The organism is Wenyingzhuangia gracilariae, assembly GCF_056387575.1.
Genome location: NZ_CM150748.1, coordinates 2,299,299 through 2,322,187 on the forward strand (window position 1 = coordinate 2,299,299; position 22,889 = coordinate 2,322,187).

The 22,889-nt window shown below is 31.1% G+C and carries 15 protein-coding genes; 11 read left to right on the forward strand and 4 right to left on the reverse strand.

Annotation, left to right across the window (positions count from 1 at the left end; genetic code table 11):
* The first annotated feature begins 162 nt into the window (after positions 1-162).
* Both ACY2IJ_RS10025 and tamL read left to right on the forward strand, forming a co-directional pair.
* A complete protein-coding gene (locus tag ACY2IJ_RS10025; protein ID WP_476724229.1) occupies positions 163-5,148 on the forward strand; it encodes a translocation/assembly module TamB domain-containing protein in 4,986 nt (1,661 codons plus the stop codon).
* Positions 5,148-7,406, forward strand: a complete 2,259-nt coding sequence (tamL, locus tag ACY2IJ_RS10030; RefSeq protein ID WP_476724230.1) for a translocation and assembly module lipoprotein TamL — start codon at positions 5,148-5,150, stop codon at positions 7,404-7,406. The genes ACY2IJ_RS10025 and tamL overlap by 1 nt, the downstream gene beginning before the upstream one ends.
* Positions 7,407-7,478: 72 nt before the next feature.
* On the opposite strand, the gene ACY2IJ_RS10035 is transcribed toward tamL, so the two are convergent.
* Positions 7,479-7,931, reverse strand: a complete 453-nt coding sequence (locus tag ACY2IJ_RS10035) for a CBS domain-containing protein (RefSeq protein WP_476724231.1) — start codon at positions 7,929-7,931, stop codon at positions 7,479-7,481.
* Between the two features lie 67 nt (positions 7,932-7,998).
* Positions 7,999-8,463 (reverse strand): Lrp/AsnC family transcriptional regulator, encoded by a 465-nt coding sequence (locus ACY2IJ_RS10040; RefSeq protein ID WP_167896418.1) that lies wholly within the window; start codon positions 8,461-8,463, stop codon positions 7,999-8,001.
* Positions 8,464-8,620: 157 nt separating this feature from the next.
* On the opposite strand from ACY2IJ_RS10040, the gene metE reads away from it, so the two are divergent.
* Complete coding sequence (gene metE, locus ACY2IJ_RS10045; protein ID WP_476724232.1) at positions 8,621-10,927, forward strand: 5-methyltetrahydropteroyltriglutamate--homocysteine S-methyltransferase; 2,307 nt, start codon at positions 8,621-8,623, stop codon at positions 10,925-10,927.
* A 15-nt stretch (positions 10,928-10,942) separates the two neighbouring features.
* On the opposite strand, the gene trpS is transcribed toward metE, so the two are convergent.
* Positions 10,943-11,914 (reverse strand): tryptophan--tRNA ligase, encoded by a 972-nt coding sequence (gene trpS, locus ACY2IJ_RS10050; RefSeq protein ID WP_476724233.1) that lies wholly within the window; start codon positions 11,912-11,914, stop codon positions 10,943-10,945.
* A gap of 144 nt (positions 11,915-12,058) precedes the next feature.
* Between trpS and trhA the strand changes: the two genes are divergently transcribed.
* On the forward strand, positions 12,059-12,703 hold the full coding sequence (gene trhA, locus ACY2IJ_RS10055; RefSeq protein ID WP_476724234.1) for a PAQR family membrane homeostasis protein TrhA: 645 nt from the start codon (positions 12,059-12,061) through the stop codon (positions 12,701-12,703).
* Between the two features lies 1 nt (position 12,704).
* Here the strand turns inward: trhA and ACY2IJ_RS10060 are convergent, their stop codons facing one another.
* The gene (locus tag ACY2IJ_RS10060) at positions 12,705-13,178 is read right to left on the reverse strand and encodes a CYTH domain-containing protein (protein ID WP_476724235.1); all 474 of its coding nucleotides are present in this window, start codon (positions 13,176-13,178) and stop codon (positions 12,705-12,707) included.
* A gap of 69 nt (positions 13,179-13,247) precedes the next feature.
* Between ACY2IJ_RS10060 and porZ the strand changes: the two genes are divergently transcribed.
* Genes porZ through purD form a run of 7 tightly spaced genes read left to right on the forward strand, consistent with a single transcriptional unit; the run spans position 13,248 to position 22,730 of the window.
* Positions 13,248-15,614, forward strand: coding sequence for a type IX secretion system anionic LPS delivery protein PorZ (gene porZ / locus ACY2IJ_RS10065; protein ID WP_476724237.1), 2,367 nt, complete (start codon positions 13,248-13,250; stop codon positions 15,612-15,614).
* Complete coding sequence (gene recO, locus ACY2IJ_RS10070) at positions 15,614-16,336, forward strand: DNA repair protein RecO (RefSeq protein ID WP_476724238.1); 723 nt, start codon at positions 15,614-15,616, stop codon at positions 16,334-16,336. Before porZ ends, recO begins: the two co-directional genes overlap by 1 nt.
* On the forward strand, positions 16,336-18,765 hold the full coding sequence (locus ACY2IJ_RS10075; protein WP_476724239.1) for a TonB-dependent receptor plug domain-containing protein: 2,430 nt from the start codon (positions 16,336-16,338) through the stop codon (positions 18,763-18,765). Before recO ends, ACY2IJ_RS10075 begins: the two co-directional genes overlap by 1 nt.
* 40 nt (positions 18,766-18,805) lie before the next feature.
* A complete protein-coding gene (rnpA, locus tag ACY2IJ_RS10080; protein WP_476724240.1) occupies positions 18,806-19,189 on the forward strand; it encodes a ribonuclease P protein component in 384 nt (127 codons plus the stop codon).
* Between the two features lie 27 nt (positions 19,190-19,216).
* On the forward strand, positions 19,217-20,869 hold the full coding sequence (locus tag ACY2IJ_RS10085) for a DUF6909 family protein (protein ID WP_476724241.1): 1,653 nt from the start codon (positions 19,217-19,219) through the stop codon (positions 20,867-20,869).
* A gap of 7 nt (positions 20,870-20,876) precedes the next feature.
* The gene (locus ACY2IJ_RS10090; RefSeq protein WP_476724242.1) at positions 20,877-21,452 is read left to right on the forward strand and encodes a sugar transferase; all 576 of its coding nucleotides are present in this window, start codon (positions 20,877-20,879) and stop codon (positions 21,450-21,452) included.
* Positions 21,453-21,455: 3 nt separating this feature from the next.
* Complete coding sequence (purD, locus tag ACY2IJ_RS10095; RefSeq protein WP_476724243.1) at positions 21,456-22,730, forward strand: phosphoribosylamine--glycine ligase; 1,275 nt, start codon at positions 21,456-21,458, stop codon at positions 22,728-22,730.
* Positions 22,731-22,889 lie beyond the last annotated feature (159 nt).

Genomic DNA, 22,889 nt, shown 5'->3' on the forward strand with positions numbered 1-22,889 from the left:
TTGCGAATATAATAATATTTTTAATAAAACAATGAGAAAAATAACAATATGTGCTTTTTAGTTAAAAATTAGTATTTAAAAATAGTAGTATATAGTCATTTATAGGCATTATCTTTGTTATTAATATTGGTTGAACAATAACCTATTAAGCTGTGAATACCTATGTTTAAAACAATTCAACAATTTTTATTAAAAGCATTTCATTTTTTAAAATGGTTGTTTTTAGGGCTGTTGGTTGTATGTATAGCGCTAGTGTTGTTTATTCGTAGTTCTTGGGGACAGAATATTGTGAAGAACAAAGTAACTGAATTTGTAGCGCAAAAAATAGATACTAAGTTTGATATAGGTAAATTGTACCTTAGTTTTTCTGGTAATTTAATTCTAAAAGAACTGTATCTAGAAGATCAGCAAAAAGATACTTTGGTATATAGTAAAGAATTAGAGGTTTCAGTGGCTCTAATGCCAATTTTTACTAAAAACACCATTCATATAAAAGCTGTAGATTGGAAAGGACTAAAAGCTAAAGTATACAAGCCTAAAACTACAAATCAATACAATTTTGATTATATCATCAATGCTTTTGCAACTCCAAACACAGAGAAAGAAGCTGAAGAAGAAAGTGCTGCATCACCCTTAAATGTAAAAATAGGAACTCTTAATTTTTCTGATTTTGATTTGTTGTTTAACGATGAAGTTTTAGGTGTAAACACATATTTAAAATTAGGAGATTTAGGTTTAGATCTAGGTAACCAATTAAATATAAATACCTTCCATTTTCCTATTGAAAAATTAAGATTAAAGAATGTTGATGTCAAGTATGTACAACTTAAATCGTTTCCAGAAACTGAAGAAAGTCAAGAAGCATCTCCTTTGCCAATTATAAAAATTGATGATGTAGCTTTAGAAAACATCAAGGTTAATTATCAAGACCTAACAACTAATAGTTTAGCCGATGTTCATTTAGGGATGTTTGAGCTAAAAAATACGTTGGTCAATTTAAAAGAGCAAAACATTAAAGTTCATCAGGTAGGTTTACAAAATACCCTTGCCAATTTAGTTTTTGTAAGTGATGAAAAAATCATTGAGCAACAGACTACTCAAACCGCCAAAAACACAAAATTTGAATGGCCTAACTGGAAAGTAAATGTGGACGAATTGGCTTTTACCAATAATACCATCGCTTTAAAAACAGGAGAAGGAACTACGGCTAAAAATGTATTCAATCCTCAGGATTTTAAAATTAGCAAAACCAATATTTTGTTAAAGGATGTTCGTTTGCTACAAGATCAATTAGCTTTAGATCTTAAAGAGATTTCTTTTTTAGAAAAAAGCGGTTTTCAATTAAAAGAATTGGCTTTAAAAGGAAATGTAAACAATCAGCAAATAGAATTATCCAATTTAAAAATAGTTACCAATCAGAGTGCTATACAAACCCAAGGAACTATTGATTATACTACTATAAATGATTTGATCAATCAACCTAAAAACACCAAGTTTAATGTTGCCGTTAATGATTTAAATTTAAATGTAAAAGATGCCTTTTATTTTAATGCAGCGTTACAAGAAAACACATATGTTCAGCAATTATCTAAACATACTGTAACCGGAAATGTAAAAGTTAAAGGAGTGTTAAACAACGTAGATTTAACAGCTTTGAACTTAAATTGGGGAGAAAAAACATCGGTAAATATATCTGGAAAAATTAAAGATGTATTAACAGAAAATAACTTGAATTTTAACTTGCCAAATATCCGTTTTAAAACGGATAAAAAATCGATCTTAAATTTTGTTGATGAACAAACATTAGGGATTAATATTCCAAATACAATCTCTTTACAATCAACTACTAGTGGAAGTTTAACAGAAATAAAAACGGCTACTTTTTTAAAAGTATCCAAAGGAGAAATTGCCCTAAATGGAACATTTAAAAACAAACAAAAAACAATTGTAAAAGGAAAGTTAAAAGTTACCGAATTAGACTTGGGTAGCATACTTAAAAATGATAAAATAGGGTTGTTAGATTTTGAAACTGAGGTACAGGCAGATTGGAAAAAAATAGCAACTTTAAACGCAACGTTAAGCACTCAATTTAAAAATTTGGTGTTTGATGGATACAATTACAATCCTTTAGAAATTAGAGGAACTATTAAAGATGGTAAAGGACAAATAAGTACTGTTTTTAAAGATGATAATTTGGATGTTAATACCAAAACAAACATAAAATTAGATTCCATAAGGTCTAGCATTACATCGGCCATAAAAATTAATGGAGTCAACCTACAAGCTTTAAAATTAACCGAAGAAAATATAAGAGCTAGAATTTATTTAAATGTTGATTACAAAACCAATGCAGATGGTTTTAAAGTAAAAGCAGAAACAGAAAATGGTTTGTTGGTGTATAATGATGAATCTTTTCCGATGGGTAATTTTTTAATCAACACCAATATTGCTAAAGACTCTACAAGCGTAAGCGTTGCAAGTAATTTGCTAAATTTAAAACTAAGTGCCAATGCCAATCCGGAGCAAGTAACAAGTGCTGTTAACAAACATTTAACTCGTTATTTTTCTAAGAAAAAGTTAGATACCGTTGTGGGTAAAACTCGTTTAAAAGCAGAGTTCACCATCAGTCAAGATCCGCTTTTAGACCAGGTTTTTTTAAAAGGGTTGAGTAATTTTGAACCTATAAAAATGAATGTTTTATTTAATGAGGCTGATGAAAAATTAAGCTCATCATTTAAAATTCCATACATAGAATATCAAGGAAGTAGTGTTACAAATGCACAGTTTTCTTTAAATAGTTTGTCAGAAAATTTTGATTTAGATTTTAAAGTTGATAATGTAAAATACGATCCTATTAACATTCAAAACATCAATTTGCAAGGAAAGGTGGTTGATGGAACGGTATTGTTAGATTTTTCTACTTCTGATGAAACTGAAAAAATCATCAATATAAATTCTGAGATTGTAGCGAATGATTCTTTAGTCAAATTCCACATCAACCCCCAAAATTTAATTTTAAACCGAAAGCCTTGGCAAATTCCAGAGAACAATGCCATTTTGGTTAATGGAAATATAACTTCTACAGATTTTAAATTGTCTAGAAACAGTCAAATATTAACTTTTAACGCTCAAGTAAAAGAAGAGAATAACAACAATTTAGCTTTTGATTTTAAGAATTTTGATTTGTTAAATTTAGTATCGTTTCTAAATCCAGAACAGCAAATTGCTACAGGTATAGTGGGCGGAAACATAGAAATAGATCGTTTAGATAAAGAACAAAATATTGTGTCTGATATTAAAGTAGAAAAACTACATGTTTTAGAAAATATGTTGGGAACACTACAGTTAAATGCAGAAACGTTTAACCATCAAAATTACCATGTACAATTATCTTTACAAGAGCAAAACAACATCAACTTATTAATTGATGGTACTTACAACACAGCAGAAAATCAATCGCCATTAGACCTTAAAGTAAATTTAAAAAAGCTGAGTTTACAAAAAATAGAAGGTTTTGCTAAGGAATACATATCAAATGCATCCGGAAGTATTTCTTCTAATTTTAACATGAAGGGTACTCTTAAAGATCCTCTGTACAATGGAAGTTTAAACTTTAGCAATGCTCAATTAAAAGTAAATAGTTTTAATACCAATTTTACGTTGCCAGAGGAATCTATACAAATAGACAACTCAAGCGTTTTGTTAAACAAGTTTACCATTTTAGACAAAGACCAAAATGCTTTTGTGTTGGATGGTAAAGTGGAAACTAATGATTTTGCAAATCCAAAATTTAAACTGGCCTTAAAAACAGAAAACTTACAGGTTTTAAATTCTACCCAAGAAGATAACGATTTGTATTATGGAAAATTGTTTATAGATGCCGATGTAAAAATTGGAGGAGATTTAAATGTGCCTAAAATTACGGGAACGTTAAAAGTAGACAAAAACACAGATTTTACGTATGTAATTCCAGAATCTGAAATAGAAGCTGTAGAAAGAGAAGGTGTGGTTGTGTTTGTAAATAAAAAAGTAACAAACGATATTTTAACAACCAATGAATATTCAGAAACAACAACAGGAATTGTAACAGGTTTGGATATTAAAACCATTTTAAAACTAGACAAATCGGCTGTTTTAAATGTAATCATCGATAAAAAAACAGGAGACAATTTAAAAGTATCTGGAGTTGCCGATTTAAATTTTGGATTAACTCCAAACGGACGTACCACCTTGTCTGGAAAATATGAGGTAAATAACGGACATTACGAAGCTAGTTTGTACAACTTAGTAACTCGTAAGTTTGACATTGCCAAAGGAAGTAGCATTCTTTGGCAAGGAGATCCTTTAGAAGCCAAAATGGACATTAAAGCGATTTACAAAGTAAAAGCATCGGCAAGCGGATTGATGTCTTCTTTAACATCTGGAATGGATGCAGAAACTTTAAATACGTTTAGAAAAAAAATGCCTTTTTGGGTGTATTTAAATTTAAATGGAGAGTTGTTAAAACCCGAAATCAGTTTTAATTTAGACATTCCAGAAGAATCTAGAGGTGAACTAAGCGGACAAGTATATACGCAAGTACAAGAACTAAATAATAGAGAAGAAGATTTAAACAAGCAGGTGTTTTCGTTGTTGGTTTTAAATCAATTTTTTCCGTCTAACATTAGTGATGGTAGTAGTGGAGGATCGCTTTCTATAGCTAGAGACAATGTAAACAAAGCTTTGTCTAATCAACTAAATAATTACTCAAACAAATTGGTAGGTAAAACAGGAGTAGAGTTAGGTTTTGAATTGGATAGTTATACAGATTATACCAGTGAGGGAGAAGAAAACAACACACAACTAAATGTAAGTGCACAAAAACGTTTGTTTAATGATAGGTTAACCGTGCAAGTAGGTAGTGGTTTTGAAATAGAAAATACATCAAAAGAACAAAGTGAAAAAACTCCAATTATAGGAAATGTAAACATTGAATATGCGCTAACGGAAGATAGAAGATATAGATTAAAGGGATTCCGTAAAAACGAGTACCAAAGTGTTATTGATGGGCAAGTAGTAGTTACAGGAATAGCCTTTTTATTTAATAGAGAGTTTAATAAGTTCCGTGAATTGTGGCTTAAAGAAAACGCTAAAAAATCTACACAGTAATGGAGAGTACAAAAATAAATAAAGTTTGTGGGTTGTTGGTTTTGTCTCTAATCATAAGTGCGTGTAGTATAAAACGTTTTGTGCCAAAAGACGAAAAACTATATAGTGGTGCTACCATTAAAATCATCAATAAAAACAAGATAAAACAACTATCAAGCTTAGAAGAAGAGCTGCAAGAATTGTTAAGGCCAGAACCCAATAGTAAAATTTTAGGATCTAGAGTTGGTCTGTATTATTACTACAAATCTAAAGAAGGAAGTAAAAATTTTATTACCAAATACATCACCAAAAAAATAGGAGAAAAACCCATTTATTACTCCAATGTTTCTCAAAACAAAGTGGTGAATTTAATTCAAAACCGATTAGACAATAGAGGTTTTTTTAATAGCAAAGTAACTGCTACCGTAAAAGAAAAAAAGCACACAAAAAGCATTGTTTATACTGTAGAGTTAACAGATCCTTATGTGTTAGAAAGCTATCAGTTAGAGAATGATACTTTGGCTATTTACAAAGAAATTAAAGAGGAGTTAAAAACCACTTTGCTAAAAAAAGGAACCAGATATAATTTAGAATCTTTTAAAGAAGAAAGAATTAAAATTGATGAAAAACTAAAAGCCAAAGGGTATTATAATTTCAATCAAGATTTTATCATTTTTGAGGCAGACACCAATCAATACAAAAACAAACGTTTTGATTTGTATGCAAGAATAAAAAAAGAAACTCCTAAAAAAGCTTTAAAACCTTATAAAATAAATAAGGTTACGGTGTATCCTAATTACAATTTAGCTCAAAAAAACAGTGCTTTAGACAGTGTTACTTACAAAGGAGTTTCCTTTTTACAAGACACGTTATTTTTTAAACCCAAAAGGCTTCGTAATTATTTGTTGTTTAGTGAAGGAGATTTATACCATCCGGAAAAATCTAAAATTACGAGTAAAAGATTATCTTCTATTGGAACTTACAAATATGTAAATATTCAGTTTGAGGAAAATAAAAATCAAGAAAATGATAGTGTTAGAGGTTTAAATGCAGCCATTTATTTATCGCCATTAAACAAAAGATCTTTAGGGTTGGAGTTGCAAGCAGTAACCAAATCTAACAATTTTGCAGGACCCGAATTGTCTTTAAATTATAGAAATAGAAATTTATACAATGGAGGAGAATTATTAAACATTACAGGAACCTTTGCTTATGAAACACAAATAGGAAGCAATACAGAAAATTTAAATGGAATAAAATTGGGGCTGGGAGCTAGCTTAACCTTTCCAAGATTAATATTTCCGTGGGATTTAACAGGACGTTTTAAGTACGGAGTTCCTAAAACCAAAATTTCTTTTGATTCGGAATATTTAAGTCGATCTAATTTGTATGGATTAACTTCTTTTACAGGGAGTTTTGGATACCAATGGGATGCCAACAAATATTTAAGTCATCAAATAAATCCGGTAAATATTAATTATGTAAGATTGTTTAACACTACTTCTGATTTTGAAACCATTTTGGCCAACAATCCGTTTTTACAAAACAGTTTCGATCAGCAATTTATTGCAGGACTGACTTACAATTTAACGTATAATGAGTTGGGAAGAAGTACTAAAAAAAATCAAGTATTTTTTTCCACCAGTTTAGATGTTGCAGGAAATGCACTGAACTTAGTCAGCTTAAATTCTGGAGGAGATAAAAACACTTTTTTAGGTTTGGAATATGCACAATATGCCAAAGTTGATGTAGATTTTAGATACTATATGGATTTAGGAAAAGAGCAAACTCTAGTTAGTAGATTGTATGGAGGTTTGGGAATTCCTTATGGAAATTCAGATGTTTTGCCATTTACCAAACAGTTTTTTTCTGGAGGACCTTACAGTGTTAGAGGTTTTGCTTCAAGATCTATTGGTCCAGGAACATATAGTAGTGGTACGTCTAGCAGTACGTATTTTGATAGCTCAGGAGACATTCGTTTAGAAGCCAATTTAGAGTATCGTTTTCCTATTTATTCTTTGCTAAAAGGAGCCTTTTTTGCCGATGCTGGAAATGTATGGTTGTATAATGAAAACACTGCTTTGGGTGGTGGTCAATTTACGTCTAACTTTTTAAATGAAATGGCAGTTAGTGCAGGAGCAGGACTAAGAGTAGATATTCAGAGTTTTGTTATAAGGTTTGATTTTGCAACTCCTGTTAAGCAACCAACTTCTACTTCTCTAAGTACCATTAAGTTGAGCAATACCATTTTAAATTTTGCGATAGGGTATCCGTTTTAACATACAAAAGACACATAAGTTTTATTTATGTGCCTTTTGAGCTTTAGTTAGTAGTTTTGGTTAGTAGGTATTTTATTTAATTTCTAAAGCGGCTTTTAAAATATCTTTTCTACTTATTTGACCAATAATTTTATTTCCATCTACTACAGGAAAACGGTTTCTTCTAGAAGTACAAAACATGTGTGCTGCATCAAAAATGTTGGTATCACCGTTAATAGTTTCCACAATCACTTCCATATATTCGTCTACATACTGATCGTGTAATGGAATATTATAGTATCTACTATTTGCTATTTTTTTCATGCAATCACCTTCAGAAATCATTCCTATTAAATGGTCATCCTCATCAATAACACAGGCTCCTGCAATGTTGTTGGTTACCAAGGTCTGCATAGCTTCACCAATACTAACTTTTGGTAAAAACGTAATCAGTCGATCTCTAGGTACCATATAATCAGAAACTAATATTTTTCCAGCTAAAGTCTCTGCCTTAGCATCTGGGGATTTAAAATTTTTTATAGCCATACTTTAATAGTTTTGTCGTTCCCTATTAAGATACAAATAAAAAAAGTAAGAGTCAATAGTTAATTTGCTATTGAATAGGAATTTCTGTTGTGTTTTTAATTTCGGCCATTACAAAAGTACTATGAGCACTCCCAACATTGGGTACACTTCCTAAGTGATTTAGAACAAAATCTTGATAATCATCCATATCTCTAACCATTACTTTTAGCAAAAAATCAAAATCTCCAGAAATGTTGTAACATTCTGTTACTTGTGGCAAAGAGGTAATGTCTTTTACAAAGTTTTCACCTATTTCTTTGGTGTGTTCTCTTAGTTTAATGTTACAGAATACAATTAGTTTTTTGCCTAATAAACTTCTATCTAACAGAGCCACGTGTTTGGTAATGTATCCGTTTTTTTCTAGTTTTTTAATTCGCTCATGTACAGGTGTGTTAGACAAGTTGGTAATGTTGGCTAGCTCTTTAATGGTAATTCTAGCGTTTTTTTGAAGCTGTTTTAGCAGTTGCAAGTCTACAGAGTCTGGTTGATACATAGGATATATTTCTTTTTAGGAATCTTTTTTTACAGAGATAAAGATTATTATTCTTTATGTTTTCCAAATTTAGGTTTATTATCTGTATTTAAGGTGTTTTTTTAGTGTTTTGTGTATGTATTATAGTTTTGTAAAAGAATTTTAATCTATAGAAAAAGTGAAAAATCATACATTAGGATATCCAAGAATTGGAGCAAAAAGAGAATTAAAAAGAGCAATAGAAAGTTATTGGGCTAAAAATCATACAGAAGAAGCTTTAGATACAATTGCTAAAAATATTAGAAAACAAAATTGGGAAAAGCAACAACAAGCAGGAGTTGATTTAATTCCAGTAAACGATTTTTCTTATTATGACCAAGTATTAGATCTTTGTATAACTGTAGGAGCAGTACCTCAAAGATATCAAGAATTGATTGATGGTAATTTCTCTGAATTGGAAGTTTATTTTGCCATGGCAAGAGGACTACAAACAGAAAATTACGACATAACGGCAATGGAAATGACCAAATGGTTTGATACCAATTATCATTACATTGTGCCAGAGTTTGTGCAAAATCAAAACTTTAAATTGTTGTCTAAAAAAGTAATTAACGAATACAAAGAAGCAATTGATTTAGGAATTAATGCTAAACCCGTATTAATAAGTCCAGCCTCTTTTTTACTATTGGGTAAAGAAAAAGAAGAGGGGTTTGACAAATTAGATTTGTTAGATAATTTATTAGCGGTTTACAAACAAATAATTGGAAAACTTCAGAATTTAGGAGCTACTTATATTCAGATAGATGAACCTTTTTTGGCTTTAAATTTATCAGAAAATGAAAAATTGGCCATTCACAAAACCCATACTTTTTTAAGAAAAGAGTTTCCTTTAATTAATTTTATTACAGCAACTTATTTTGATGATGTTTTAGAAAACTTAGAGTTGATTAATAGCCTACCAGGTTCTGTTTTACATGTAGATTTTACAAGGGGAGATGAAACACAATTGGCACAAATTTTACAATCAGAATTTAAAAATCAATCTAAAATATTGTCTTTGGGTTTGGTAGATGGACGAAATATTTGGAAGAACGATTTTACCAAATCCATTGCAAAAATTAACAAAGCCAAAGAGGTGTTGGGAGCAGATAGAGTATGGATTGCAACCTCTAGCTCTTTGTTACACGTACCTGTAGATTTAGAGAGCGAACAGAAATTAGATGCAGAATTAAAATCTTGGTTAAGCTTTGCGGCTCAAAAATTAGATGAAGTGGTGTTGTTAAGTAAATTAACAACACATCCTACCCACAAAGATTTGTTACAATTTGATGAAAACAAACAAGCAATTCAAGAAAGAAGAGAATCTGAAAGAATTCATAAGTTTAAAGTAAAAAACAGAGAAAGCTTTATTAAAGAAGCTGATTTTAATAGAGTTAGTGCTTTTAAAACCAGAAAAGAACTTCAGAAAAGAGCTTTAAATCTACCTCTTTATCCAACCACAACTATTGGATCTTTTCCACAAACTCCAGAGGTTAGAAGTTGGAGAGCCCACTATAAAAAAGGAAGTTTATCCATTCAAGAATACAATCAACTTTTAGAAAAAGAAACCAGAGAATCTATTGAGTTTCAGGAACAAGTAGGTTTAGATGTTTTGGTACATGGAGAGTTTGAAAGAAACGACATGGTAGAATATTTTGGAGAACAATTAGAAGGATTTGCGTTTACACAATTTGGATGGGTACAGAGTTATGGAACTAGATGTGTAAAACCACCTATTATTTTTGGAGATGTAGAACGTTTACAACCTATGACGTTGGAATGGACGGTTTTTGCTCAAAGTTTAACAAACAAATATGTAAAAGGAATGCTTACCGGACCGGTAACTATTTTGCAATGGTCTTTTGTAAGAGACGATCAGCCAAGACAAACTACTTGTAATCAAATTGCTTTAGCCATTAGAGATGAGGTGGTAGATTTAGAAAGAGCTGGAATTAAAATTATTCAGATTGATGAACCTGCGATAAGAGAAGGATTGCCTTTAAAAAAAGCACAATGGAATACTTATTTAAACTGGGCTGTAAATGCGTTTAAATTATCGGCAAGTGGGGTAAAAGATGAAACTCAAATTCACACACACATGTGTTATTCTGAATTTAACGATATTATTGAGTCTATTGCCAACATGGATGCCGATGTAATTACCATTGAATGTTCTCGTTCTCAAATGGAATTGTTAGATGCTTTTGCAGCGTTTAAATACCCAAATGAAATTGGCCCTGGAGTGTATGACATTCATTCTCCTAGAGTTCCGTCTGTTGCAGAAGTGGTAGATTTAATTGAAAAGGCAGAAAAGTACATTCCGCAAGAAAATATTTGGATCAATCCAGATTGTGGATTAAAAACCAGAAAATGGCCAGAAACTAAAAAAGCCTTAGAGGTTATGGTAAATGCTACACAACAAATTAGAAATAAAGTATTGGCTTAAAAAAATAGGATACAATTAATTGTATCCTATTTTTTTTCTTACTCTTTGTAATGTTTCATTTGCTATTTTATTTGCTTTTTTGGCACCTATAGCTAGAGCTTTATCTATTTCTTCAGTGTTTTCTATGTAGTAGTTGTACTTAGCTCTTTGTTCTTTAAATTGCTCTAATAACAATTCATAAAAAGCTTGTTTGGCATGTCCATAACCATAGTTACCACCTTCGTAATTAGCTCTCATTTCAGCAATTTGTTCATCAGAAGCAATAATTTTGTACAAGGCAAATAGGTTGCAAGTATCTGGGTTTTTAGGTTCTTCTAAAGGAGTACTGTCTGTTTCTATTTTCATGATTTGTTTTCTCAATTTTTTATCATCTAAAAATAAGTTGATAATATTTCCTTGAGATTTACTCATTTTACCACCGTTAGTTCCGGGAATATATTTGGTTTCTTCTTGAATTTTAGCATCAGGAAGCACAAAAGTTTCTCCCATTTGGTGGTTGAATCTACTGGCAACATCTCTTGTAATTTCTAAATGCTGCAATTGATCTTTACCAACAGGAACAATTTCTGCATCGTACAATAAAATATCGGCAGCCATTAGTACCGGATAATCAAACAAACCGGCATTTACATCTTCTAACCTATCAGCTTTGTCTTTAAAAGAATGTGCAAGTGTTAGTCTTTGGTATGGGAAAAAACAATTTAAATACCAGGTAAGTTCAGTGGTTTGAGGTACATCGCTTTGTCTGTAAAAAATTGTTTTGTTAATATCTAGCCCAAAAGCCAACCAAGCAGCAGCTGTACTATAAGTGTTTTGTTTTAAGGTTTCTCCGTCTTTAATTTGTGTTAAAGAATGCATGTCTGCAATGAATAAAAAAGATTCGTTTGCAGGGTTGTTTGCCATTTCTATTGCAGGAATAATTGCCCCTAATAAATTTCCTAAATGTGGAGTTCCTGTACTTTGTACACCTGTTAAAATTCTTGCCATATACTTTTAAAAAATAATGTTTTGCACAAAAGTACACTTTCATAAAAAATAAGCGAATAAACGCTGTAAATTATTTCTTAAAATAGAATTTAACATTGGTTAATTTGTGTGTTTTTTCGTATATTATATAGTAAAGTTTAAGCAATGGAGTTTAAGGTAACCTATTATGAAACATTAGAAGAAAAATGGAATGTATGGTCTCATGCAGTCGGTTTTTTTTTAAGTCTTTTTGTGTTTCCTTTTTTAATGTACAAAGCCATTGTTTCTCAGTCTATAAATACCATTTTAAGTTATGCTATATATGGCATAAGCATGATTTTGTTGTATGCTGCTTCTACATTATATCATAGCACGTTTAATAGAAAAATAAGGTATTATCTTAATATTTTAGATCATTCTGCTGTGTATGTACTAATTGCAGGATCTTATGCACCAATATCTTTAGTTGTTTTGGGAGGACGGCTAGGATGGTTGGTTTTTGCCATTTCTTGGGCAGTAGCCATTTTAGGAATTGTATATAAAATTTATTTTATAGGTAGGTATAGGTTACTTTCTGTATTGTCTTATTTGATAATGGGTTGGTTACTTATTTTTTTTCTAAAACCATTAATGCAAAATTTACCACTTTGGGGACAACGATGGTTGCTGTTGGGTGGATTTTTTTATTCTGTAGGAGCTTATTTTTATGCAGCTAATAAAATTAAATACAATCATGCAATTTTTCACGTTTTGGTATTGTTAGGTAGTTTGTGTCATTTTATAACTATTTATTATCATACCATTAAATAAATTACCAGTTTTTGTAGGGTTTTTTGCTAAGTTGAGAGTTGTAGTATTCAACTTGCCCAGTAACTTCTGCTCCTAACCAATTTGGCTTATCAAAGGCTTCATGTTCATTGCTAAGTTCAATTTCTGCCACAATTAAACCTTTGTTGTCTCCATCAAAAACATCAATTTCGTAAGTATGATGGTTGCTTTTAACCAAATATCTTGTTTTGCTAATAACTCCCGGCTCGCAAATAGCCAATAATTGTTTTGCTTCGGAAACGGTAATTTGTTTTTCCCACTCAAACCTAGTCGTTCCTGCAAGGTTAGATTCTCCTTTAATAGTTAAAAATCCCTGATTATTTTTAATTCTAACTCTAACAGCTCTTTGTTTATGAGAGTTTAAATAACCTTGTTCAATTCTATCGTTTTGATAGCTTTCGTTTATAAAATCAAGATTTTTTACTAAAAATTTACGTTCTATTTCTTTGTAATTCATAAGGTTTAATCAATATTAATTTGTTTATTATGTTTTACATTTGTTACAATTCAAATTATAAATGGCAATATGAAATATATTTTTGGTTTTTTACTTCTACTAAGTCATTTTTTGTTCGCGCAAAAAGATTATTCTAATCAATGGCAAGATTTATATTCTTACAATAATGTAAAAGACTTTACGATAGTAGGTAATAATTTGTATGCCATTTCAGAAAACGCAATGTTTGTGTATGATATAAATACACAAGAAGCTCGTAAATTTTCTTCAGTAAATGGTTTGTCTGGTAACAACACTAGTAGTGTTTCATATGATGACATTACTGAAAATATTATTATTGGTTACGAAAATGGATTGATAGAAATAATTTCAGAAAATCAAAAGATAGAACCTATAACGGGAGTTAAAGACAATTTAATTTTGGTAAATAAGGCAGTAAACGGAGCGTATAGAAGTGAAAATAAGCTGTTTGTTTATGGTGATTTTGGAATTGTTGAGTTAAAAATTAATAAGCTAGAGATAGGAGATTCTTATAGATTATCTAACGATGGAATTCCCTCTAAAGTAAATCAGGTTGTGGTAAACAATAACATTCTTTACGCAGCAACCGAAAAAGGATTGTATTCTATAGATCTTTCAGAAGAATTAAATTTAAAACCAACTAATTTTAACAATTGGACTCAAATAGCACCTGGGGATGTTTTGAATTTATTACAAGTAAATAACAATGTGCTGTTTAGTGTAGGTAGCAATGTGTATGAGGTAAATAATCCACAGGTAAGTCTTTTGAGTCAAGCCAACACAGTAAGTAGTTTAACTTTAGATAATAATCATGTTGTAGTTACCACAACAAATACTGTAAATATATACAATAGCTCTGATTACTCTTTATTAAATAATATTGATTTGTCTAAGGCAGATACACACACTTTTACAACTCAAAAAGGGATTGTTAAAAATAACATATTGTACGTAAGTTCATCAGAACATGGAGTGCTGCATACAACTTTAACAGATAAAGTAAATTATTTAGAAATTCATCCTGAAGGTCCTTTTTCAAATGAAGTATATGCCTTAACTGTTGGGCAAAATCAAAAATGGATTGTGTATGGAGGTTATTCAAAAGCAGGATATAACGGGCTGAATAAAAAAGTAGGGATAGATTTTTATAATGGAAACAAGTGGGAGTATTTACCTTATGAAAAAATAGGATTTAATAGAGATTGTAATAAGGCAATTATAGATCCTTTTGATGCTTCTAAAGTATTAATTGGTTCATATTTTTCAGGAGTTTTAGAGTTTAACAACTTTGAGTATGTTACTAAATGGAATCCTGGAAATACAGCAGAAATTATACCTAAGCACGCAGAGAATCCTACCAATTCATTATCATGGATTGCAGACTTAATTGTAGATAATAATAATATGATTTGGACTGTAAACGCTAGGGCTTTGGATAATAGAATGTTTACCATGTACGATGGAAGCAAGTCTGGTGTAAATAGATGGGTGACCAATGTTAATTTTCCAGAAATGAAATATAACGGAGGTACAACAAGTGGAGTAAATAAAATGTTTGTAGATAAAAACAACAATATTTTTGCTGGAACTAGAAATAACGGGTTGTTAGCGTTTAATGCAAATCCGGTAAATAAAGAAGAAGATAGACAAGTAATTGTTTTAGATGATACTCCTGGAAATGGTGAATTACCCTCTAACGAAGTATTATCTGTAGCAGTAGATGATAACGACAAAATATGGTTAGGAACAGATTTAGGATTGGTTGTTTTTGATGATTATGAAAATTTATACAATACCAATAAAAGACCTGTGAGTAAGGTTATTATAGAAGAAAATAATGTTGCAAAAGAATTTTTAGGAGAGACAAAAATAAATGAAATTTTAATAGATGAAGCAGGAAACAAATGGTTTGCTACCGACGGAGCAGGTGTAATACAAACATCTTCCGATGCACAAACCACAATTAATCTATTCAATACATCAAACTCTCCTTTGCCGTCCGACAATGTAATTGACTTAGAATTTGATCAAAGTAATAATTTGGTCTACATGGTTACAAATAAAGGAGTTGTTGTTTATAGTAACAAATCAGAACCTTTTGGAACAACAATTACATCTGTTATAGCATATCCTAACCCAGCTATTAGAAACCAAATAGGACATGAAACAATTACCATTGTTGCTAAAGATGGTAATGGTATACCTGATGGAACTAACGTAAAAATAATGGATGTATCTGGAAGATTGGTGTTTGAAACCAACATATCAGAAGCAAATCAATCTTTTGGAGGTAAAGTAGTTTGGGACAAAAAGAATTTAAGAGGAAATTTAGTAGCCTCGGGTATATATATCGTTTTGCTATCAAGTGCTGATGGGGCTGAACACACGACCACAAAAATAGCCATTGTAAATTAATGCAAGTAGCCACAAAAGCCATTGTAATAAATGCTGTAAAATATGGAGATACAAGCCTAATTGTAAAGTGTTATACTTATGAAGAAGGAATAAAATCTTATTTGTTACAGGGAATATTAAATAAAAAAAAAGGAAAATTAAATAAGTCTCAGTTCTTTCCTTTATCCATACTGCACATTAATGCATCTCACAACAACAAAGGAAACTTAAACAGAATAACAGAAGCAAAAGTTTTATATCCGTTTAAAACACTTCATATAGATTTGGTAAAACAGTCTGTTGTCTTTTTTTTATCAGAGTTTTTATCAATTGTATTAAAAGAAGAAGAAGGAGAAAATTCAGTACTTTTTGATTTTTTAGAAAACACAATTGTTTGGTTAGATTATCATGATCAGGTTGCAAATTTTCACTTAAAATTTTTAATAGAATTAACCAAGTCTTTAGGGTTTTATCCAGATGAAACTCATAAAAATGAGAATTATATGTTTGACTTGCTCGAAGGAAAATATGTAAATCATCAGGGAGCCAATGTAATTTATGGAGAACAACTCTATTTGTTTAATCAAGCATTAGGCATAAAATTTGATACATTAAACCAGACGTTGTTCAATAAAAAACAAAGGGCTGTTGTATTAGATCTTTTGTTAAAATATTATCAACTTCATATGGTTTCGTTTCGCAGACCAAAATCTTTAGATATTTTATCAAAAGTGTTGGAATAATGATGAGAGTTTTAGTTGTCTTTTTTTTAATTTCCATTAGCTCATTTTCGCAAAAAATTAGAGTGGTAAACGCTTATACCCAAGAATATGTAGAAGGGGTAGAGGTGTACAATCAAAAGAATCAGAAACTTAAAACTTCTAATACCAAAGGCGAAATGCAGCTTTTGTTAAAAAACAACCCATCGGTTTTAACTTTTAAACACAAAGATTATTGTGAGTTAAAGGTAGTTGCAAAAGATATTGATAAAGAAGTTCTTTTAAAGCCTAAATACGAAGGATTGCAAAGCGTTGTGTTGTCTGTTGCTAGAGTTGCCGAAAAAAAACAAAGAATACCAGAAAAAATAGAGATTGTTACTAAGAAAGAAATAGAAAATTTATCGCCTCAAACATCTGCAGATATATTGGCCAATACTCCGGGTGTTAGGGTTCAAAAATCTCAATTTGGTGGAGGTTCTCCTGTAATTAGGGGAATGGAGTCAAACCGAGTTCTTTTGGTGGTAGATGGGGTAAGAATGAACAATGCTATTTATAGAAATGGACATTTACAAAACGCTATTACCGTAAGTCCTTTTGCCATAGAAAGAGCAGAAATTGTTTTTGGACCTACTTCTGTAGCTTATGGTTCCGATGCCTTAGGTGGAGTTATTCATTATTACACTAAAAACCTAAACTACAGTACCAATTTGTACAATAAGAACGATGTTTTTTACAGACACAGTACGGTTAATAATGAACAAACAGTCGCTTTTTCATCTTACAGTTCTCATAAAAAGTGGAGTTCTTATTCTAATATTTCGTATAGTAATTTTGATGATTTAAGAATGGGAAAAAACAGAACCCATGGTTATGAAAATTGGGGGAAAGTGTTTAAATATTCAAAAAATACAAATAATAAATATTACGCTACAAGTTCTCCAAATAGCAATCCAAACATTCAAAAAAACACAGGATATAAGCAGGTAGATGTTTTGCAAAAATTTAAATTTCCAATTTCTAGTGCTATAGATTTAGTGGTAAATGGTCAGTTTAGCAAGTCTAGTAATATTCCAAACTTTGGGAAATTAAACGATGAAAAAAACGACGATTTAAAGTTTGCAGAATGGTATTACGGACCACAGCAACGTTTGTTGGTTTCTGCTCAAACCAAATTCAAAGACTACAAATCGTTATTACAAAACGGTAGCATTACGTTGGCATATCAAAATGTTTTAGAGTCTAGAATTAATAGACAAATAAATTCTTTAGACAGAACATCAAGGTTTGAGGAAGTAGACGTATATTCTTTAAATAGTGATTTTTACAAGTTATTAACCAAAGACGGACATAGAAAATTGTTTTATGGAATAGAATTGGTACATAACAACGTTAATTCCAAAGCCAAAGGAGAAACATTAGCGGTAGCAGGTAATGAAATTGTAGGAGTACAGTCTACTTACAATGCAGATAGTCGTTATCCTGATGGAGGTAGTACGTATAGCAGTGCGGCTATTTATACCTCTTACAGACAATTGTTAGATAAAAAAAACACATTAAATTTAGGAATAAGATTAACCAATACATTGTTAAAAGCAAATTGGAATAACAATGTAGCAATAGCAATTCCCAACAATAGCATCCAACTAAACAACACAGCATTAACAGGTTCTTTAGGATATATATACAGACCTAAAAAAAGCGATAAAATTAGTGTGGTTTTGTCTAAAGGCTTTAGAGCTCCTAATGTAGATGATGTAGGTAAAATAAGATCAAAATCTGGAAAATTAACCGTTCCTAATACACAGTTAAAACCAGAGCACTTATACAGTTTAGAAGCAGGATATGACAAGTGTTTGTTCCGTAACGGTTTAAAATTAAACATGAATGCGTACTACACCTTGTTAGATGATTATATTGCTAGATCTCCATCATCGGAGTTTGGTGATGAAATTAGCTACGACGGAGACGAGTTTACAAACGAAGACATTTTGGCCAATACCAATCAGGGACAAGCCTATATTTATGGAGCAACTTTTGGCTTGCAAGCTCAGTTAAAAAAATATTTAAAATATCATATGAGCATTACTTATACCAAAGGAAAATCCTATGACACACAACAGCCGCTTTCTTCTATTCCTCCTTTATTTGGGAATGTTTCTTTAGGATGGTATCAATCAAAATACGATGTAGTTTTAAGCTATAGAATGTCTAAGGCTAAAAAATTAGCAGATTATAACATGGTAGAAGGAATAGATAATTTAGACGAAACTCCAAATGGAAAAGGAACACCTGCTTGGCATATTGTTAGTTTTAATTCCAACTATAGAATCACAAACGATTTAAAACTGCAATTACAACTTCAAAATATTTTTGATATTCATTACAAAGAATTTGGTTCTTCTATAAGCGCTCCCGGAAGAAATTTAGTAGCAGCGGTTGCATATTCTTTTTAAAAGAGGATTTGTAGCCTATGTTTGCTTATTTTTGCAGCGTATGAAATTCACGTTAGGTAAAAACAAAAAGTTAAAAAGTAGAAAGGCAATTGCTCAATTGTTTATAGAAGGAGAGTCTGTAAAAGAATTTCCTATAAAAATGATTTTTTTGCCTGTTCCTCCAGATCAAGAACAAATAACCAAAGTTGCTTTTTCTGTACCTAAAAGAAATTTTAAACTAGCAGTTCATAGAAATAAAATCAAAAGACTGTTAAGAGAAGCTTACAGATTGCATCAGCATGAGTTTTTTGAAGAATCTTCTAAGGCATATAACGTTATGTTTATTTACATGCAGCCCAAAATGCCTACTTACGAATATGTAGAGCATAAGTTAAAAAAACTGTTCTTAAAGTTTAAATCTTTACATCCGGTGTCAAATTCTTAATTAGAATTATTACCTTCCATATTGTATATGGAAAGACAAGAAAAATTACACGCACAAAAATCAAAAAGAGCTATTGAAACAATGTACATAACCATGTTGCATTTGTTTAATAGAGGACATTACAAGCCTATGGGGTTGTCGGGTCAATCTCTTAGAAATGCCCTGTTAGAATTGCAGCCCGAAATTTACGGTTCTATAGCAGATCCTAAAAAATTTGAACTGCAAGGTTTGTTATATGTTTTAGATAGGTTGCCTAAGGGCATAGAAACCTGTCGTTTTATAAACCTAACCGCTACAGAAGGTTTAGATCAAGCACACTTTCATAAAATAGTTCCGCCTAAAAGAAGACGAAATTGTTACAGAATAGACAAAGAGCAAATGAATATAGAAATTACTCGTGGTCGTTCTGATATTTATGATGTGCTAACACATTTAACGTTCATGTATTTAGAGTCGCATAAGCTTTTAAATAGAATGTTTGTAGGGTACAAATCTGAAATTTCTCATGAGTGGGAAAAATTAGAAGCCTTAGTGCTTTCTAGTGAAGAAATTTCTCAAGAAGACAGAGGGGTTTTGTTTGTGTATTTGTCCAATCTTTTAGGACGTGCATTTGATGAGGTAAAAGCGGTGTATCATCACCTAGCTACAGAAAATAATCCAGATAGATTTTTTCATATTATATATTGGTTGGGAAATTTAGCTGCCCAAGAACGATTAAACAATCAATACAGGTTAATTCGTTTTAGCGATGCTTTAATAGATCAGGTAGGAAAACATGTTTACGGAACCATTTGGGCAAAAAACATAAAAAATGTACTGTACAACAAAGGAATGTTACGTAGACCTATTCATATCATTAGTTCTAACATGCATTCTGTTTTAAATGTTTTGTATGCAAAAGAGGCATTAAATTACCAGAGTAAAGATAATTTTGCACTCTATAAAACCTTAAGCAACACAACCGCAACCAAAAAAAGAAAACAAGTTATAGATTATGCTATAAAAAAAGGATTAACAGAAGTAGATGATACTTCTGGTGCTAACATAGATGTTCAAATAATAGACACAAGTTATCTTACGCAACACGATAAAGAAACAGCACCTGTAATTGTAGTAATGGATTATGCTTTTGGAGAACAAGCATATGAAACTATGGACGAATTATTAAAGCCATACACTACACAAGAAGAAGAAAAAATAGAATTGGATGTACAATCTATTTCTATTATGGGAAAAGCAGGAATTTTATCTGGAGATAAAGGAGATATTATGATTCCAACAGCACATATATCCGAAGGAACAGCAGACAATTATTTTTTTATCAATGAATTAGATGAAAATCAATTCAAAAAATTAAATTTGAAAACCTTTACAGGAAACATGATTACCGTATTAGGAACATCTTTGCAAAACAAGTTTATTCTTAATTACTTTAAAAGCACTACATGGAAATGTGTAGGTTTAGAAATGGAAGGGGCACATTATCAAAAAGCCATTCAAATAGCATCTAAAGTAAGAAATCATATTTCTAAAAATGTAAAAGTAAGGTATGCGTATTATGCTTCAGACAATCCATTACATTCAGGAAGCACATTAGCATCAGGAGGCTTAGGTATGAAAGGAGTAGTTCCTACATATGCAATTACCGAAGCGATTATTGAACAAATATTTAATAGTTAAAAAATTCATGTTAAAACGAATATTTGATATTCTGTTTTCTTTCTTTATTCTAATCACTGTTTTAAGTTGGTTGGCTCCGTTAATAGCTATTTTAATTTTGATAACAACCGGAGAAAGACCTTTCTTTTTTCAAAAAAGGGTAGGAAAAAAAGGAAGACTATTTTATATTTATAAGTTTAGAACCATGAAAGGTTTTCCTCCAGTAAACGATCCTTTACTTTCCGATGAAGAAACACACAGAATTACCAAGCTAGGAAAAATACTACGCAAATATAGAATTGATGAATTTCCTCAATTTATAAACGTATTAAAAGGAGATATGAGTGTGGTAGGGCCTAGGCCAGAAAGACAAGAGTTTTTAGACAATATAATTAAAGAAATTCCCACATATGCATATTTACAATGTTTAAGACCTGGAATTACATCCTTAGGTCAAATACGTTTCGGATATGCAGATACATTTGCTCAAATGAAAATTAGGGCTCGTTACGATTTAGTTTATTTAGATAACTTATCTTTGTGGACTGATATTAAAATAATATTACTAACCATATTGGTAGTAATTAAAGGAAAAGGTAAATAAAAGATGAATATTCTTATTTTAGGTTCTGGAGGTAGAGAACACGCGTTTGCAAAAAAATTAGCAGAAAGTAAAAAATTATCAAAGTTATTTATAGCACCAGGAAACGCTGGTACCGCTAGCATTGCAAATAACATTGCTATAGATCCTACAGATTTTATTGCTGTAAAAAAAGCAGTTTTAGAAAACAACATCAACATGGTGGTGGTTGGACCAGAAGCTCCTTTGGTAGCAGGTGTTCACGATTTCTTTTTAGCAGATAATGATTTAAAAGATATTCCAGTTATTGGACCTAAAAAAGATGGAGCTGAGTTAGAAGGCTCTAAAGAGTTTTCTAAAAAGTTTATGTTTAAACACGGAGTACCTACAGCTAAATACGAATCTTTTACCAAAGAAACCGTAGCAGAAGGACAAGCGTTTTTAGAAACCTTAAAGCCACCGTTTGTACTAAAAGCAGATGGATTGGCAGCAGGAAAAGGAGTTCTAATTATAGACAACTTACAAGAAGCTAAAGATGAATTAGCAGATATGTTAACCAATGAAAAATTTGGAGCAGCTTCTTCTAAAGTAGTAATTGAAGAATATTTAGATGGTATTGAATTGTCTGTTTTTGTATTAACAGATGGAAAAGATTATAAAATATTACCTTCTGCCAAAGATTACAAAAGAATTGGAGAAGGAGATACAGGATTGAATACAGGGGGTATGGGAGCCATTTCTCCAGTGCCTTTTGCTGATGAAGCTTTCTTGTCAAAAGTAGAAAAAAGAGTTGTAAAACCAACTGTAGAAGGTTTGCAAAAAGATGGTATAGATTACCGTGGATTCATTTTTATTGGATTAATGAACATTAACGGAGAACCATTTGTAATTGAATACAATGTACGTATGGGAGATCCTGAAACAGAAGCGGTATTGCCACGTATTACTTCTGATTTGTTAGATTTATTTGAAGGTGTTGCTACACAAACTATTGCATCTAAATCTTATGAGGTAGATCCTAGAACTGCAACAACTGTAGTGGTTGTAGCTGGCGGATATCCAGAAGCGTATGCAAAAGGAGATGTAATTACAGGAACAGAAAACGAACAAGACTCTATTATTTACCATGCTGGAACGGTTTTAAAAGATCAGAACATTGTAACCAACGGAGGTCGTGTATTAGCCGTTACTTCTTTTGGAGATGATATTCCATCTGCACTAGAAAAATCATATAAAACCATTGATAAAATTTCATTTGATAAAATGAATTATAGAAAAGACATCGGATTTGATTTGGTATAAACGTTTCTAAACATCATCAAAAAACGCTTAACTAAATTTTAGTTAAGCGTTTTTTTTATCCTATAATCTTTTTAAATCCATTAAAATTAAACAAGAAAATAACTTTTTATTTCTAGGTCATCAATTCTTAAGTTCTTATTATCTTTGCCAACTCAGAAT

Bases quoted from the DNA above. Each gene is read 5' to 3' on its own strand.
- ACY2IJ_RS10025 (WP_476724229.1), top strand. From the start codon at position 163: ATGTTTAAAACAATTCAACAATTTTTATTAAAAGCATTTCATTTTTTA.
- tamL (WP_476724230.1), top strand. From the start codon at position 5,148: ATGGAGAGTACAAAAATAAATAAAGTTTGTGGGTTGTTGGTTTTGTCT.
- ACY2IJ_RS10035 (WP_476724231.1), bottom strand. From the start codon at position 7,931: ATGGCTATAAAAAATTTTAAATCCCCAGATGCTAAGGCAGAGACTTTA.
- ACY2IJ_RS10040 (WP_167896418.1), bottom strand. From the start codon at position 8,463: ATGTATCAACCAGACTCTGTAGACTTGCAACTGCTAAAACAGCTTCAA.
- trpS (WP_476724233.1), bottom strand. From the start codon at position 11,914: ATGGCAAGAATTTTAACAGGTGTACAAAGTACAGGAACTCCACATTTA.
- trhA (WP_476724234.1), top strand. From the start codon at position 12,059: ATGGAGTTTAAGGTAACCTATTATGAAACATTAGAAGAAAAATGGAAT.
- ACY2IJ_RS10060 (WP_476724235.1), bottom strand. From the start codon at position 13,178: ATGAATTACAAAGAAATAGAACGTAAATTTTTAGTAAAAAATCTTGAT.
- porZ (WP_476724237.1), top strand. From the start codon at position 13,248: ATGAAATATATTTTTGGTTTTTTACTTCTACTAAGTCATTTTTTGTTC.
- recO (WP_476724238.1), top strand. From the start codon at position 15,614: ATGCAAGTAGCCACAAAAGCCATTGTAATAAATGCTGTAAAATATGGA.
- ACY2IJ_RS10075 (WP_476724239.1), top strand. From the start codon at position 16,336: ATGATGAGAGTTTTAGTTGTCTTTTTTTTAATTTCCATTAGCTCATTT.
- rnpA (WP_476724240.1), top strand. From the start codon at position 18,806: ATGAAATTCACGTTAGGTAAAAACAAAAAGTTAAAAAGTAGAAAGGCA.
- ACY2IJ_RS10085 (WP_476724241.1), top strand. From the start codon at position 19,217: ATGGAAAGACAAGAAAAATTACACGCACAAAAATCAAAAAGAGCTATT.
- ACY2IJ_RS10090 (WP_476724242.1), top strand. From the start codon at position 20,877: ATGTTAAAACGAATATTTGATATTCTGTTTTCTTTCTTTATTCTAATC.
- purD (WP_476724243.1), top strand. From the start codon at position 21,456: ATGAATATTCTTATTTTAGGTTCTGGAGGTAGAGAACACGCGTTTGCA.